We start from the raw sequence: 14,625 nt of genomic DNA, 5'->3' as shown, positions 1-14,625 counted from the left end.
TCAACTAGCTGTTTTTTGCGTTTCAGCCGCGCGCTCTGCCGCCAGACGATAGATTCGTTCACGCAGACCATACCAGCCAATAATCAGTGCGGGTATAATGATAATGAGCGAACCGATGGTGTAAGAGCCGACCGGATAGTCGGCTGCCATCAAAACCAGAACGCCGAACAGGAAGAACAGCGTCAGGATGCCGGTATATGGCGCGCCGAACATGCGGAAATCCGGACGGGCGATCTCGCCTTTGCGCGCGAGATACCATAGTTTGAGCTGGCAGAGGATGATCACGCCCCAGGCGGTGATGATGCCGAGCGAGGCTAGGTTCAATGCAATTTCAAAGGCCGCGGCAGGTACAATCGCATTGAGCGCAACGCCGATTGCCGTGACGACTGCGGTAACAGCAATGCCGCCATAAGGGACGCCGCTCTTGTTCATCTTGGCAAGTGCCGCAGGCGCAGAACCCGAAACAGCCATCGAGTGCAGAATGCGTCCGGTCGAATAAAGACCGGCATTCAGCGATGATAGCACCGCTGTCAGCACGACGAGGTTCATGATAATATCCGCACCCTCAACACCGATCTTGCTGAAGAAGGTCACGAACGGGCTTTCGCCAGCCGAATAGAGCGTATGCGGCAGCAGAAGGGTGAGCAGCAAAACCGAGCCGACATAAAAGACCAGCAGGCGGAAGACGACTGTTTTGATCGCACCAGGCATGATCTTGCGCGGGTCTTCGGTTTCACCAGCCGTGGTGCCGATCAGCTCGATCGAAGCATAGGCAAAGACCACGCCTTGTATGATGACAAGGGCGGGCAGGATACCGTTCGGGAAGAAACCGCCGCTTTCACGAATGAGATGGAAACCCGGCTGATGGCCATCAATCGGTGTGCCGGACACGACGAAATAAATGCCGACAGCAAGGAAGATTACCAGAGAAAGCACTTTGACAAGGCTGAACCAGAATTCCAGTTCACCGAAAACCTTGACCGAAAGCAGGTTCATCGACAGCACCAGGATGAGCGCGGTCATCGCAAACATCCACTGGTCAATGCCTTCGAGCCAAGGCACATAATGCTTGAAGAAATTCATGTAGAGCGCGACGGCAGTCACGTCTGCAATCGATGTCATGGCCCAGTTGAGCCAGTACATCCAGCCAGCCGCAAAGGCCATTTTCTCCCCGTAGAATTCACGGGCATAGGAGACGAAGGAGCCGGAGCTCGGACGATGCATAATCAGCTCGCCAAGGGCGCGCAGCACTAAAAAAGCGAAAAATCCACAGACGGCGTAAACGAACACAAGCGACGGGCCAGCCTGCACCAGACGTCCGCCAGCACCAAGAAACAGACCCGTTCCGATTGCTCCCCCAATGGCAATCATCTGTATCTGACGCGGCTTCAGCGCCTTGTGATAGCCGCGGTCTTCTTCAGTGAAGAGTTCGCGTTCGGCCGGTGTGGCCTTGATAAATTCTGTTGTCATCGCTCCTCCCTGAGAGCTCAGTTTTGAATAAAGGCCTTTAGCTTTACGCGCTACCCGCAACGAAGAACGGCATTTTTGAAACGATACATGGCGCTTGCGCATGGCCCGGCAATGCATCTTTTGTTTCAATTGAAAGCATTGTTGAGAAAAGAAACCTTAACACCCCAAGGGTGAGCAGGTTTCCGAACATGCTTCAATTCGTTCCCATTGCATTTTCTGTAAAGCTGCATGACAGGTTTAATTGCGGCTTTAACGCATATCAGAAAACACGAGTCAAGTTCACAACTGTGTTGACGCTTGTCACAAGGAGGAGTAACCAAAGAAAATCTGTCTGACAGCTTGACAGATATTAAAGCGCATTTTGTAAAGGTGAAACCGCTTTCTGAATGCGCTCTAACGTTTCGAATTCAGGAGGACAAAGTGGTCGGAACGCGCATTGAACATGATCTGCTTGGTGCAAAGGAGGTGCCTGCAGATGCTTACTGGGGAGTCCATACCGCGCGTGCAGTGGATAATTTTCAGATCACAGGCGTCAGTATCGGACGCTATCCCTATCTCGTTCGCGGCCTGACTTTCGTCAAAGAAGCCGCAGCATTGGCCAATCATGAACTTGGCCTGTTGAACCGCTCCCATCTCGATGCAATTGTCAGCGCCTGCCGCGAAATCCGCGACGGCGCGCTGCATGATCAATTTGTGGTCGATGTCATTCAAGGCGGTGCTGGTACATCCACCAACATGAATGCAAACGAGGTTATCGCCAATCGAGCGCTGGAATTGCTGGGGCATGAAAAGGGCGATTACGCGCATTTGCACCCCAACGATCATGTCAATCTCAGCCAGTCGACCAATGATGCCTATCCGACCGCGATTAATGTCGGGGTGATAGAAGCCATTGATGAACTGGCTGATTGCATGGAAGTTCTTCAGGTATCGTTTGAACGTAAAGCGCGTGAATTCGACAAGATGCTGAAGGTCGGGCGCACGCAGCTTCAGGATGCGGTACCGATGACGCTTGGTCAGGAGTTCGGCACTTTTGCCGTCATGCTTGGCGAAGACCGCTTGCGGCTGCTTGAATCGGCGAAACTTCTGCATGAAATCAATCTGGGTGCCACGGCAATCGGCACAGGATTAAACGCCCCGAAAGGCTATGCAGCGCTGGCCTGTGAACATCTTGCGCGTCTGACCGGGCGCCCGCTGGTCACTGCCAGCGATCTGATTGAAGCAACGCAGGACCCGGGCGCGTTCGTGCATCTTTCAGGCGTGTTGAAGCGCGTTGCCGTCAAGCTCTCCAAGATCTGCAACGATCTGCGGCTTTTGTCGTCCGGTCCGCGAGCCGGTATCGGCGAAATCAACCTGCCACCTGTTCAGGCAGGTTCCAGTATCATGCCGGGCAAGATCAATCCGGTGATCCCGGAGATGGTCAATCAGGTGGCTTTTGCGGTCATCGGCAGTGACATCACGATCACCATGGCTGCCGAAGGCGGTCAGTTGCAGTTGAATGCATTTGAGCCGATCATCGTGCGCTCACTGTCGGAGAGCATCAGCCATCTGGGTGCTGCCTGCCGCATTCTCGCAGAACGCTGTGTGGATGGCATAACCGCCAATCCGGAGATCATGGCGCGGCGTGTTGAGGAATCCATCGGTCTTGCGACAGCGCTTAATCCGTTGATCGGCTATTATGCGGCGACCAAAGTTGCGCAGGAAGCGCTGGCCACGGGGCAAACGGTGCCGGAGGTCGTGCTTGCGCAGGGGCACATGACAGTGGAACAATTGCAGCAGGCGCTCAAGCCGGAGCATCTTGCCAATCTGGCAATTGAAGCCTGAGCATATTTTAAAATTGCGCATCGGACATTCAGTCTGATGCGCTTTTTTCCTTTGTCATAATGGTGGTGACGGCCAGCTTCACCTGACCGAGATGGCTCTGCATTGCCAGACGCGCCTGTTCTTCGGAGCCACTCTTTATGGCCTCGGCGATCTGGCGATGCTCGATGTTGGAAGCCTCACGACGGCCGGCCATCAGATTAACGAGTTCCGACTGGCGCGAAAGGGCCACGCGGGCATCAGCCACAATTTTCGCAAACATTGCATTGCCGGAGGCAGAAGCAATCATGCTGTGAAACTCGGTGTCGAGCAGCACCCATTTATGTGGGTCCGTCTGCTTGTCCATGCGGTCGCAAAGATCAATGAGCCTCGTCATCTGATCTTCAGTGTGACGGATTGCTGCCCATCCGGCTGCAGGCACTTCGATGAAGGGCCGCGCCTCGATAAGATCGCGCGCTGAATAGCCGCCATAACTCAGTTCCGGGCCGGGAGCCGTTTTAATGACATAGGTGCCGCTTCCGGTGCGGGTGTTGGTGAGGCCAAGCGTTTGCAGCGAGCGCAGCGCCTCGCGCACGATCGGGCGGCTGACGCTGTATTTTTCAGCGAGCTGGGCTTCCGAGGGCAGGCGTGTTCCGACAGCCAGTCGTCCATTGGCGATAGCAGTGCGAATATCCTCAAAGACGATTTCCGCAGCACTTTTCCTGTTTACCGGGCTCGAATCTGCCAGCCAGTCAATCACGGTACTCATCTCCCCCATTTCAACTTAATTTGTCTAACAGCTAGGCAATTTATGGCGATAGGGCAACTGCTGTCTGTTATAAGCTGTCGTCTAGTGATTGAAACGGATGCGTGGAAAAATTTCCATTGTTAGATAGTTCTCATCAAAATTCGCGATATGTACGAGTGCCGAGCGGTTGAGAAACTCGACCTCACTATTGCGGAAGGTGAGGAGCTGTTCCTCTCTGGGGTCTCTTAGCATCCGGTTTGTGTGGATAGGTGTTAGTCCCTCCGCATCGGCGAGTTCACTTTGTGTGAGTGGGCAGTAAAAACCTCTACTGTCACCTGTGCCATTCATTTGCGCACGGTGACCTAGCTCCAGAAGAAGGTGTACGACGCGCACCAGAGCATTTCTCCTACCAATGCTTATGAGATGCTCAATAAGAATTGATCGTTGTCGAGCCATCAATTCCATGAAGGTCATTGCAAGGCGGGGAGATTGTAAAAGGCTTTCTGTTAAATGATCAATTGAGATCTCAAACACTGCAAGTTCGGTAACTGAGATCAGAGTATAATAGTTAAATCCAATGCCGGTCCGAAAACCCAAAAAGTCTCCTTTCATGGGAAAATCCAGTATTTGCCGATTACCATCAGTTAGGTCACGATAGATACAGCCCCAGCCATTTTTGACGATGTGCACTGTATTTGCCCAGTCTCCTTGACTGCTCATTACTGTATGTGGGGAGTAGACTTTAGCTGAGAGTGCTAATCTACTTAGAACCTGAATCATAATGCATGTAGGGATATCAGGCTCTTGCGATGCGTCTTGTAAGTAGGCGAATGTTTGCGATGTAGATCCATGCTTCTGCGGAAGCGATTGTTTTCTCGAAGTCTTTAGCCAATCTGCGGCACCGTCCCAGCCATGCACAAGTGCGCTCGACCACCCATCGCGGCGGAAGTAGTTTGAAACCTTCAGCGTGATCGGACCGCTTGACGATTTCCAGTGTAAACTTCCCGACCTTTTCTAACCTACCTTTGAGCCTGGGCCCTGCATATCCGCCGTCAGCAAAGATGTGCCGCAACCATGGCCAACGTTTGAGAATGGTTTTCAAGACATCCGGCGCGCCGTCTCTGTCCTGAATACCCGCCGAATGGATCACGAGACCAACCATCAACCCCAGTGTATCAACCACAATATGACGCTTGCGCCCGTTGATTTTCTTCCCCCGCATCAAAGCCACGTATTTCGCCACTTTCCGTGGTTTTCACCGACTGGCTATCAATTACGCGAGTTCACGAGTTGGGCTGCTTATCCGCCAGCTCACGGGCTGCTATAACAAGCGAGTTGTTGATTGCGTTCAGTGTTCCTTCATCTCGCCATCGGTAAAAGTATTTCTGTACCGTGGAAAACGGTGGGAAATCCCTTGGCAGAAGCCGCCACGCACCACCCGAAGACGCTATATATAGCAGCACACTCACCACTTCACGCAGGTTCGTCTTTCGAGGGGAGCCAGGGTGTCTGGACGCTGGCATGAGTGGTTTAATAATCGACCATTCTGCATCGGTTAAAACACTTGCATAACGCGAATTGCGACGTTCATACTGTCGGCGAGCGCTTTCAGTCCAGGCCATCGCGATCTTCATCGTATGTCAGAAATCCGATTGAATCATAACCTACTGAAATCGCTCAATCCTTTTTGGAGCAGGCTCTTAATGACTTTGTCCGGGGAATGCAGGTTCTATTGAAGCCTGAAGGCGTTATAACCTTGGAGTTTCCTCATCTTGCCAATCTGACAGAGCAAAACCAGTTTGACACGATCTATCATGAGCATTTCTCATATTGCTCGCTTCTGACAATTCGGTACATGGCGCATCGTCATCGTCTCAAGGTGATTGATGTGGAAGAGCTATCAACTCATGGTGGTTCTCTGCGGGTTTATCTCGCGCACAATGGCAGTAAACGAAAGGCTGGCCCTAGGGTTGGGGCTATTCTGAAAGTGTCCTCAAGCCAATGATACCTTTGGGGCATCAACCGATACTCCATCATGTTATGGAGTATTATAGTGGCTATGGTCATAACGATTTCATATTGTGTCGGGGCTATAAGGCCAATGTTGTGAAGGAATCCTTCCTTAATATCCGTCCTCAGACATTCGCGGATTGTGTGGTTTCAGATGGGGGAAGGAATGTACAGCTTTTGGAGGAAGTTGACCGCGACTGGAGCTTCACACTTCTTGATACTGGCATTTGGAGAATATTGGGGAACGATTGTGGAGTGCGCGTGCACATGTGGCCAATGCAGACGTCTTTCTTGCCAACTACAGTGACGGATTAAGCGATGTTGATCTCGAAGACACGGTTGAGCGCTTTCTTGCGAGTGACAAGATAGCTATTTTCTCGCAGTTCGACCGCTTTTGACCTATCATCTCGCGGATATAGCTGATAGCGGCGACGTGCGGGTCTTTCGCACATCAAATACCTCTGACATCTGGATCAATGGTGGCTATTTTCTTTTCCGGAAAGAAATCTTCGATTACATGCGCGAAGGTGAAGAACTTGTCTTAGAGCCATTCGGTCGCCTCATCGCCGAAAATCAGCTAATGGCTTATAAATATGAAGGCTTTTGGCGGTCCATGGATACATGCGTGATTGGCAAACGCTTGAAGATATGGTCGAGAAGGGTGACATGCCCTGCAAGAAACATAAAGCTGAGCGGCGCGCCACCAGCATTGCGTTAGCCTTATGATTGATCTGCGTTCACAGGCGAGCCCAAACAAACCATTGAAAGTGCTGTGTATAGGTGCACATATCCGATGATATTGAGATCGGGTGTGGAGGAACAATTTTGCACCTTGCTGCAGCTGGCATTTCGCTTGACGTGCAGTGGTGTGTCCTATCAGGCAGTGCCGAGCGGCATCTGGAAGCTGAAGCTGCGGCGTATGATTTTCTGCGTCGGGCAGTCCGTTTCCAAGTTCATCTTGCCGCGTTTGAGGATAGTTATTTTCCCGCTCAAACGAGGGCGATAAAAGAGTGGTTAATCTCGCAGCGGCAGCGTCGGTTGCCAGATATTATATTCACACATCGTTCCATGGACGCCCACCAGGAACATCGAACTGTTAACGAGCTGACCTGGAATGTTTTCAGTGATCAGCCCATACTGGAATATGAAATACCAAAATGGGATGGCGATCTTGGCCAGCCTAACACCTATTGTTCATTGTCATCCGACATCATTGAACGGAAGATTGACTTGCTGATAACACATTTTGGCACTCAACGTTGCAAAGACTGGTTTGATACTGAGACATTTAAAGGCCTGGCGCGGTTGCGAGGCATGGAGTGCCGAGCGAGCGCGTTTTATGCTGAAGCTTTCTTCGTGCGGAAAATCAAATTGTTTTGGATAATATTCGGAAAACTTACCTTCATTCGATGATGGCATCTTCGTGCTGGACAGCGTAGTCAAATAATATATTGATAATTATAATCAACTTTTCGCTACGCGTTTGTTCGTGGCTAGTTCATAATATGTCATGCGAGATGCCGTGCCAGAGTCTGTCCTTCTCCAAATCATCAACTGCCCCGATCACAGCATTAATTTTCATTTTCCCAGTGCAGTACGGTTGAGCAGGGGCGTATTTAAATGATTGCAAAATCTGCCGAGTTGCGTGCAGGTGAATGGATTAATCCAAATTCACTCGAGATTTGTACCCATAGTGAGATCATGGCTGCAATGGCTAGGAAGAAAGTTGTGCTTCTTGGCGAGCAGCATGATCGACATGATATTCATCGCTGGCAGGTGAATATTTCGGCCTCGCTTCTTGCTCTTCGCGATGAAATGGCCATTGGCTTTGAGATGTTTCCGAGAAGAATTCAGCCAGTGCTTGATGAATGGGTGGCAGGCAAGCTTGAAGCCGAGCAGTTTCTGGAGAAAACTGAATGGCGCAAGGTATGGGGCTTTGATGCAGATCTTTACTGGCCGCTTTTCCACCTCTGCCGTGAGTTTAACGTCAAGATGTTGGCGCTTAATTGTCGCCGTGATCTCGTGACACGTGTGGGCAAAGAAGGTTGGGAAGCGATAGCGGAAGTAGATCGCGATGGTCTGACCCCGGCACGTCCGGCGAGCCTTGCGCATCGCGAACATCTTTTGCGTCTGACTAATGGCGGGCCGTCCTATATGCAGGGAAAATCTGCAGCCGCGCCTGAGTTTGACCGCTTTGTTCGTGCGCAGCAAACCTGGGATCGGGCCTTTGCTTGCAACATCGCGTCATATCTCAAAGAAAAGCCCGAAGCGCTTGTCGTCGGCATCATCGGGCGCGGGCACATGGAATATGGTTTCGGCACACCGGATCAGCTTGATGATCTGGGTATCGGAGAAGTTGGCGTTCTATTAACCCAGTATATTGGCGAGACGTTTGAAAAGGTGAGCCAATCCGATATTGCTGACGCGGTTTTCGGATTGCAGGGATAGTTATAACGTCTTTCCCGGTCACGCGGCTGATCAGAATGATCGGTGCTTTCAAGGGTAAAAGACCTAACATTGAGGATCATGAAAATGAAAAATCAAACGAGTTTGCGCCTGTTCATGATGCTTGGTTCTTTGCTGACCGCGACGTCCTACAGTTTGCCATCCGTTGCGCAGACAGGGCCTCGTGTTACGGCACCAGCCGCATCATCTGAGGCGGAAGCGCCTCAGATTACCAATCAGGCTGAATGGCAAAGCGCTGTCGTCCGCATCCTCCGACGTTATGGGGTTCTTCTATCGCGCGAACTCCGCCCTCTTGAGCTTGATGGTGTTTTCAAACCGAAGATCAGCTTTTATCTGGCGCCGGATGGAACCGTCTCTGATGTCGAGCTCGTGGAAAGTTCAGGCGACGATCTCGTCGATGCTGCAGCATTGAAAGTTCCGGCCGCTGGTGCAGCTTTTCCACCTTTCACGCCAGATATGCCAAGCGACAAGCCCAAGAAGCTCATCGCTCCTTTTGAAGTGCATCTGAGCAAGCCAGAACCCGACGAGCCTAAAACCAGTGATCCGGCCAAGCCGCAATAAGCGTCAAGCCACCTTTAATTCTCCGATTGGCAGACCGGTGTCGGTCATTTTGTTATCGACACCGTTTTCAGCGAGAAACTGCTTCATTTCAGCATAGGTCTCAAACCAGGCGCGGTTGTATTGATCGAACAAGGGCTGGTCCCAGTAATCTTCCAAACGGAACTGTTTGTCGCTGAAGACATCATAGCTTGGGATTTTATAGGTTTCGGCGAATTCCGCAGTGCGGCTGTCATAAGTGAAATAGATCGATGGAATGCCGTTAGCGAGCGCCATCAGATTTCCGTGCAGGCGGTAGCCCAGAACCAATTGCTGCTTGCGCACCAATTCCTCGTAGTCGGCAACAACATCCGAATAGAACATGCGATGCCGATAAAGGTTTTCGATTGTGTCATCGAAATACCAGTCAGCGGTCCAGCGATGCGCCTTGAGGGCTGCGATAGCCTCTTCCTTTTGTTCAGCCGTGCCGAACACCATCTTTTTTTCTTCAATCTCGCCCTGTGCCATGAGCGTTACGTCAAAGCGTGCGGCCATTGTGCGGATCAGATCGCGATGCCGGGTCAGATATTGCTCAATATCCTGCGCGTAAGCCGGTGAAACCTCGCGCCGCACGGTAACGCCAACCTGGCTCACTTCCTCAAGCGGCGGCAGTTTGATGCGCAGATGCTGATTGTTACGGCGAAACGCCGTCGGGCAACCGATGATACGGACATTCTGAATTCCGATATCGTTGAGAACCTGAGCCGTATAAGCCCCACGCACGCCAACAGAGACGGTTGAATCGGCGATCATGCGCAGCACTGCCTTTGTTTCCTCTGACAGCTGAATTTCACCACGCACTGGCGCTTGTGCGCCAACACCAAAAGCGATGACGGGCAACTTTAATCGCTGCAAAACAGGGATCGTATCGCGCCAGTTCATATCCTTGTTTATGTAGTTCGAGCCACGCAGGATCACATAATCATATTCTTCCCGCAGCTGATCGATTTTCTCCGGTGAGAAATTGGTGATCGGCAGCTCGGAAGCTTTTTCATAATTCATCAGCTTCAGCGAAGATTCAAAAACGAAGGCGTCGCCGATATTGTGATAGTGATTGATGCTGCCCTGCACGTCGGTATGACGATACCAGCGGACATTGTCGTGATCGTACACTTCTCCTGCGGGGATCATGACGAGGGCGCGTGCCATAGGCTATTCCTTCTTTTGTAACAGATACAGGCGAGCCAGGCTCAGCTGGCCTGTGAAAGTACGGTTGTATCCACGGCAGGCTTTAGCCTGCGCGGATGGGCTTCCCGCAACTGGTGATAAAGATCGAGGTGCTCTCTTGCACAATCGACATAATGAACAGGCTTGCGAATGGATTGATGAAGACGGTTCCAGATATTCGGATCGCTCAGCACTTCAGTAAAACGATCAGCCAGATCTTCGGCGCTTCGCACGCGAAAATGCAGACCGTCCTCGCCATCGCGAATTTTTTCAGCCATGCCGCCAATGTTCGAGCAAATGACAGGCCGGCGATGATGCAATGCTTCCTGAATGACGATCGGTGAATTTTCCCACCAGATCGAAGGCATCACAACCCAGTCCACCGACTGCATAAGCCGCGGCATTTCAGCATTCTGATAGGCGCCGTAAAAGCGGACACGCGGTCCTGCTTCTTCAATGAGCTTCTGCATTCGTGCCTGAAATGCCGGCGGTTGCTTTTCGAGATTGCCGCCAAAGATCATCAGGCGGGAATCCTCGCCCCATACCTGTTCGGGAACGCGTGAGACCGCATCGACAAGCACATCAATGCCTTTGAATGGGTTGATCTGCCCGAAAAAGGCAAAGCGACTGCGCCGTGGGTCCGGTCCCGTAAGCTCGCGTGGCGGCGTAGTCTGTGTGATCGCGATCCCGTTTTCGATCACTGCCATTTTCGCAGCATTTATACCCCATTCGCGATAGCGGTTTGCCAGAAACTCGCTGGGCGACACGAAAGCGTCTGCCAGTTCCAGCATCCCGCGCACGAACCGTTCGCGCTTTAAAAAGCGGGCAGGCGGTATCTGCGGGAAGCAGGCGTGACAATCAATTGGCGAGGCTTCATTGCAGAGCTTCGAGGTGCCAGCTTTTACCATCTGCCCGTCATTGTTGCAGATCGAGAGGAACTCGTGAAACGTCATCAGAATGATGCGATCCGGCAATGTCTCGCGAATGGCATAAAGCGTTTCGAGGCCGAGGCCGAGTACGTGGTGAAAGTGAATGATATCCGGGTCGAAATCGCGCACAAACCGCAGCAGATCGCGGCGGATTTCGTCGGTGTTTTTGTTTGAAAGATAGAAGTGATCATACTCGTCAGCATGAAAGAGAATTTCATCGCTTGCGCGACGCATACTCATCAGCGCAGTCGTCCCATGTCGCGGTATGGGGTGTACCGCGCGTGCCAGATAGACTGACTGCACGCCGGGAATGGTGTTTAAGCCCTTGTGCAGATTATAGGATGCAATTTCACCACCGCCGAGTGAGATCGACGGATGGGCGTGGGAAATGACCAGAACGCGAAGCTTCTCGCTCATACGGGTTCCTCCATTTGCACTTTGCGCTTGCCAGCGAGAATGGCCGACCACCGGGCGTCGAAAACCTGGCGGTCGATCCGCTCGATTAAAGCAATGGTTGAGGCCTTGTCGGTGACAGAAGTATCATCGGCGCCGAGCATCTGTGCTGATGGCAGCCAATAGGAACGCAGGCCCGATTGTTTGAGCTTCAGCCCAAGGTCCAGGCCCTTTTCATGGGTGCCGAGATAGCCTCGTGTGAAGCCACCGGCAGAAAACAATGCTTCGCGCGGCATGATGCAGCATTCAAAGGTTGCCGTTGCCACTTCGGTCAGCGACATGCCGGATATGGCGTCGATCGGATAGCCCGCATAACGACTGATGAGGGCGCGATCCGATTGTGGTCCTGCAACCCACGTCCCTGCCCAGCGGATTGAATCATCTTCATAGGCAAGGGTTGGAGAGAGCACACAGTCTTTATGGGTTTCATATGCACTGACCAGCTTGTTGAGCCAGCCAGCCTTTCGCGGCAGCAGGGAGCCTGCCAGAAAGACAACCTGATCGGTGGTAACAGTGCGTGCGCCGACTTCCAGCGCGTCATAAAGATCTTCCGAGCCATGGGCCGAAACAAGTCGAATGCGCAGACGATAGAAATCAGCCAGCCGTCTGATCTGAACGCCGACGCGGTCTATGATTTCGGTTGCTGCTGCGATCACAATCGGTGCTATTCGCGTTTCAGGATCAAGGGCAAGCAGCGCGAGCAATGGCTCGATCTCTTCGACACGCTCGTCAATCCCGATGATGATTGCTGGCCCCATTGCGTCTTCAAATGGTCCCAGATCAACCACACCGAATACTTCAGGTGCGGGGCGGGTAACGCCACGCAGCAGCGGCACCAGCTGCTGATCGACGATGTGGCGCAATGCCCAGGTGTTGGGGTCCGTTGCGCGAAGCTGCCGCACGATTGCATCGCGCGAGGTCACGCGTGTCGGCGTCAGCGGAAAGAAGGCACGCCGCCCGTCGCTGATGGTTAGTTCTAGGTAGAAGGGTGAGGTACTGTCACCATCAAGTTCCACAGCAAATGCCACAAAGCCATGAGCGTGTCTGCTAGGATCAAGGCCAGCATTGAACGGGGGTTGATTGTCAAACTCACGCGTCACATCCGGGCGATCAATGCGCGTCCATGTTGTGTCGATCTGGATTTCTCCACGATGACGACGCAGTTTTACACCCTCGACGTGGCTGTCGGGATCGAGCAACCAGCCTGCAACAAGAAGGCCACTGCCTTCAACGCGGAAAACATTGTCGATGCCGATCCGGACCGGAAACGGGAGGGACGAAACGGTATCCGTACCGTCAAAGCGATTGGCTGCCGAACGCAGCCTTAACAAAATATCGGTTGAGCTTCTCACCCGTGGCAGGATTGCGCGGATATGGGCCGGCGTCTCGCGCGACCCGGACAAAAGCCTGCGATCATAGACTTCTGTAAATCGCCAGCCGCGCCTGCCGCGAAACAGAATTCGCTCAATATCATTGGCTTCAACCGGCTCATTGGAGAGCAGCAGCCCAGCAAAACCGGATGCTTGTTCGGTGAGGTCAGGGCGGGCGAAAACACTGATCGCACATTCGGCGAGGGATGAATTCTTACCGCTGATCAGCAGTCGCGTGACACTGGGCGTCAAATCCTGAGCCCAGCCCTGAACGAAAATTTCACCCTCGTCGCTGCCTCCGATCAATTCGATGCAGCCATCCGAACGCGCTCCTGCTTGTAAGAGAACGGTGATCGCTGAAAGCTTCTTCCGGCTGATTGGCCCTGAAATCAGGCCTTCGACGAGCTCGTCAATGACGCCGGGCAGAGCTGAACCCGACAGATCGGCAATCATTGCAACAAAATCCGCAATGGAGGCGGATCGTGAGGCAAAGTTATAGCGCCCTACTTTGGACCGGTGCTGGAACATGATTGTTTTAAGCACGCCACGACGCAGCACATTGGTCGGAACAATTGCCACAAAACCGTGCGTTCCGGCAGGTGAAGGTTCTTTTAGCGGCCAGGTAATGAGGTTTGTTTTCACACTCATTGCAGGGTCGCCATTCAGAAAGGCCGTAACCTGATCATTGGTCGCACTGCCAATACCCAGCACTAAAACCAGCGTGTCCTCAATCACGCTGCCGACCACCATTTCACCCTCAATCATCATGGGTGGGCGATCAGGTGTGCGGGGCTGTTTTGGAGCCGAATTTGGACGTTCGTCTTGCACCATACGGCTTGTCCTTACGGCATGACTGCAAGCGTCAGAAGCGCGCCTGCGACAAAGCCGGTCAAAACGGCGGCCAGCACGAAAAGTACTTTGATGTCACCGCTACTTCTCTTGCGCACGTCTTCCATGCGTTGTTCAAGGCCCGCCACCACGCCATCCATCCGCATGATATGAACATCAAGCTCGGTCATGCGCTGATGAAGATCGGTTCGCAGCGCATCAACCGAACCGGCTATATCGAGAAGCTCTGCTGGTGCCGCATCACCGGAACTGTCGATGGTGGGCGATGCGCGCTGCAATGAACGCTGGTTGACCTGCAATTGCCGCTGTGCAGCCATCAGCATATCGAGTTTATCGAGAATGCGGGTCATCGGTGCTGCGATGAGCGCTTCAGCTGCCTGCTCATCAGGTTTTGGAACGCGCAGCTTTTGCTCATTGCCTGCAGCATTGGCTGCAACGACCAACAGATCGCCAGCGCGGGCTGCAGCAAATTGTGGCAGCATCACTTCGAAAGCGTGCAGCCCATCGCCAATGCCATTGCGCTTGAGGTCTGGTCGCTCTTTGTCGGCTGGTGCTTCGGCAATGGGCTTGTCGTCCAAAAGAACGCGAATGATGAGCCGCTCAGTGGGATAGGACGGATCAAATGCCCAGCCGTAAAGGCGTCCTTCTTCAATAGCGTCAACGCGTCCTTTCATGGCTTCAGTCCTTTGAGCTTTCGGTTGAGCACTCTGTGCTTCAACCGGCTTTTGTGCCCCTTCGGATGGAATTTTGGTCGCGATGTTCATGA

The 14,625-nt window shown here is 52.6% G+C and carries 9 protein-coding genes and 5 pseudogenes; 6 read left to right on the top strand and 8 right to left on the bottom strand.

The window, feature by feature from the left end:
- Positions 1-1,470 carry an amino acid permease gene (locus tag H5024_RS13145; protein WP_187547540.1) on the bottom strand — a complete coding sequence of 490 codons (1,470 nt, stop codon included), beginning with the start codon at positions 1,468-1,470 and terminating at the stop codon, positions 1-3.
- 420 nt (positions 1,471-1,890) lie between these two features.
- On the opposite strand from H5024_RS13145, the gene H5024_RS13140 reads away from it, so the two are divergent.
- Positions 1,891-3,294, top strand: a complete 1,404-nt coding sequence (locus H5024_RS13140; RefSeq protein ID WP_348770696.1) for an aspartate ammonia-lyase — start codon at positions 1,891-1,893, stop codon at positions 3,292-3,294.
- Between the two features lie 28 nt (positions 3,295-3,322).
- Here the strand turns inward: H5024_RS13140 and H5024_RS13135 are convergent, their stop codons facing one another.
- From H5024_RS13135 to H5024_RS13125, 3 genes and pseudogenes are all read right to left on the bottom strand, one after another.
- On the bottom strand, positions 3,323-4,039 hold the full coding sequence (locus H5024_RS13135) for a FadR/GntR family transcriptional regulator (protein ID WP_187547531.1): 717 nt from the start codon (positions 4,037-4,039) through the stop codon (positions 3,323-3,325).
- 81 nt (positions 4,040-4,120) lie between these two features.
- Positions 4,121-4,777, bottom strand: a pseudogene (locus H5024_RS13130) (Crp/Fnr family transcriptional regulator); the annotation flags it as partial.
- A gap of 37 nt (positions 4,778-4,814) precedes the next feature.
- A pseudogene (locus H5024_RS13125) lies at positions 4,815-5,640 on the bottom strand (IS5 family transposase).
- A gap of 77 nt (positions 5,641-5,717) precedes the next feature.
- Here H5024_RS13125 and H5024_RS13120 point away from each other — a divergent pair.
- The 5 genes and pseudogenes from H5024_RS13120 to H5024_RS13100 form a co-directional block, all read left to right on the top strand.
- Positions 5,718-6,005: pseudogene (locus H5024_RS13120) on the top strand (SAM-dependent methyltransferase); the annotation flags it as partial.
- Positions 5,996-6,754 (top strand): annotated as a pseudogene (locus H5024_RS13115) (glucose-1-phosphate cytidylyltransferase); the annotation flags it as partial. The pseudogenes H5024_RS13120 and H5024_RS13115, both read left to right, overlap by 10 nt.
- Positions 6,751-7,441: pseudogene (locus tag H5024_RS13110) on the top strand (PIG-L deacetylase family protein). The pseudogenes H5024_RS13115 and H5024_RS13110, both read left to right, overlap by 4 nt.
- A gap of 207 nt (positions 7,442-7,648) precedes the next feature.
- On the top strand, positions 7,649-8,476 hold the full coding sequence (locus H5024_RS13105) for a ChaN family lipoprotein (RefSeq protein ID WP_187547524.1): 828 nt from the start codon (positions 7,649-7,651) through the stop codon (positions 8,474-8,476).
- A gap of 84 nt (positions 8,477-8,560) precedes the next feature.
- Positions 8,561-9,055, top strand: a complete 495-nt coding sequence (locus H5024_RS13100; RefSeq protein ID WP_187547522.1) for an energy transducer TonB — start codon at positions 8,561-8,563, stop codon at positions 9,053-9,055.
- 3 nt (positions 9,056-9,058) lie between these two features.
- Here the strand turns inward: H5024_RS13100 and H5024_RS13095 are convergent, their stop codons facing one another.
- From H5024_RS13095 to H5024_RS13080, 4 genes are read right to left on the bottom strand one after another with little or no spacing between them, the layout of a single operon-like run.
- Entirely contained in the window at positions 9,059-10,240 is a 1,182-nt protein-coding gene (locus H5024_RS13095) for a polysaccharide pyruvyl transferase family protein (protein ID WP_187547520.1), read from the bottom strand.
- Between the two features lie 41 nt (positions 10,241-10,281).
- Complete coding sequence (locus H5024_RS13090) at positions 10,282-11,604, bottom strand: glycosyltransferase family 4 protein (RefSeq protein WP_187547518.1); 1,323 nt, start codon at positions 11,602-11,604, stop codon at positions 10,282-10,284.
- Entirely contained in the window at positions 11,601-13,841 is a 2,241-nt protein-coding gene (locus H5024_RS13085; RefSeq protein WP_187547516.1) for a hypothetical protein, read from the bottom strand. The genes H5024_RS13090 and H5024_RS13085 overlap by 4 nt, the downstream gene beginning before the upstream one ends.
- Before the next feature lie 11 nt (positions 13,842-13,852).
- Positions 13,853-14,623 carry a hypothetical protein gene (locus H5024_RS13080; protein ID WP_187547513.1) on the bottom strand — a complete coding sequence of 257 codons (771 nt, stop codon included), beginning with the start codon at positions 14,621-14,623 and terminating at the stop codon, positions 13,853-13,855.
- Positions 14,624-14,625 lie beyond the last annotated feature (2 nt).

This window comes from Ochrobactrum sp. Marseille-Q0166, assembly GCF_014397025.1.
In the GTDB taxonomy this organism is placed as follows: Bacteria; Pseudomonadota; Alphaproteobacteria; order Rhizobiales; family Rhizobiaceae; genus Brucella.
This window is presented reverse-complemented; position numbering and strand designations above follow the sequence as displayed.

Excerpts from the sequence above, each read along its gene's own strand:
- H5024_RS13095 (WP_187547520.1), bottom strand. The coding sequence starts at position 10,240 with ATGGCACGCGCCCTCGTCATGATCCCCGCAGGAGAAGTGTACGATCAC.
- H5024_RS13080 (WP_187547513.1), bottom strand. The coding sequence starts at position 14,623 with ATGAACATCGCGACCAAAATTCCATCCGAAGGGGCACAAAAGCCGGTT.
- H5024_RS13145 (WP_187547540.1), bottom strand. The coding sequence starts at position 1,470 with ATGACAACAGAATTTATCAAGGCCACACCGGCCGAACGCGAACTCTTC.
- H5024_RS13085 (WP_187547516.1), bottom strand. The coding sequence starts at position 13,841 with ATGGTGCAAGACGAACGTCCAAATTCGGCTCCAAAACAGCCCCGCACA.
- H5024_RS13105 (WP_187547524.1), top strand. The coding sequence starts at position 7,649 with ATGATTGCAAAATCTGCCGAGTTGCGTGCAGGTGAATGGATTAATCCA.
- H5024_RS13135 (WP_187547531.1), bottom strand. The coding sequence starts at position 4,039 with ATGAGTACCGTGATTGACTGGCTGGCAGATTCGAGCCCGGTAAACAGG.
- H5024_RS13090 (WP_187547518.1), bottom strand. The coding sequence starts at position 11,604 with ATGAGCGAGAAGCTTCGCGTTCTGGTCATTTCCCACGCCCATCCGTCG.
- H5024_RS13100 (WP_187547522.1), top strand. The coding sequence starts at position 8,561 with ATGAAAAATCAAACGAGTTTGCGCCTGTTCATGATGCTTGGTTCTTTG.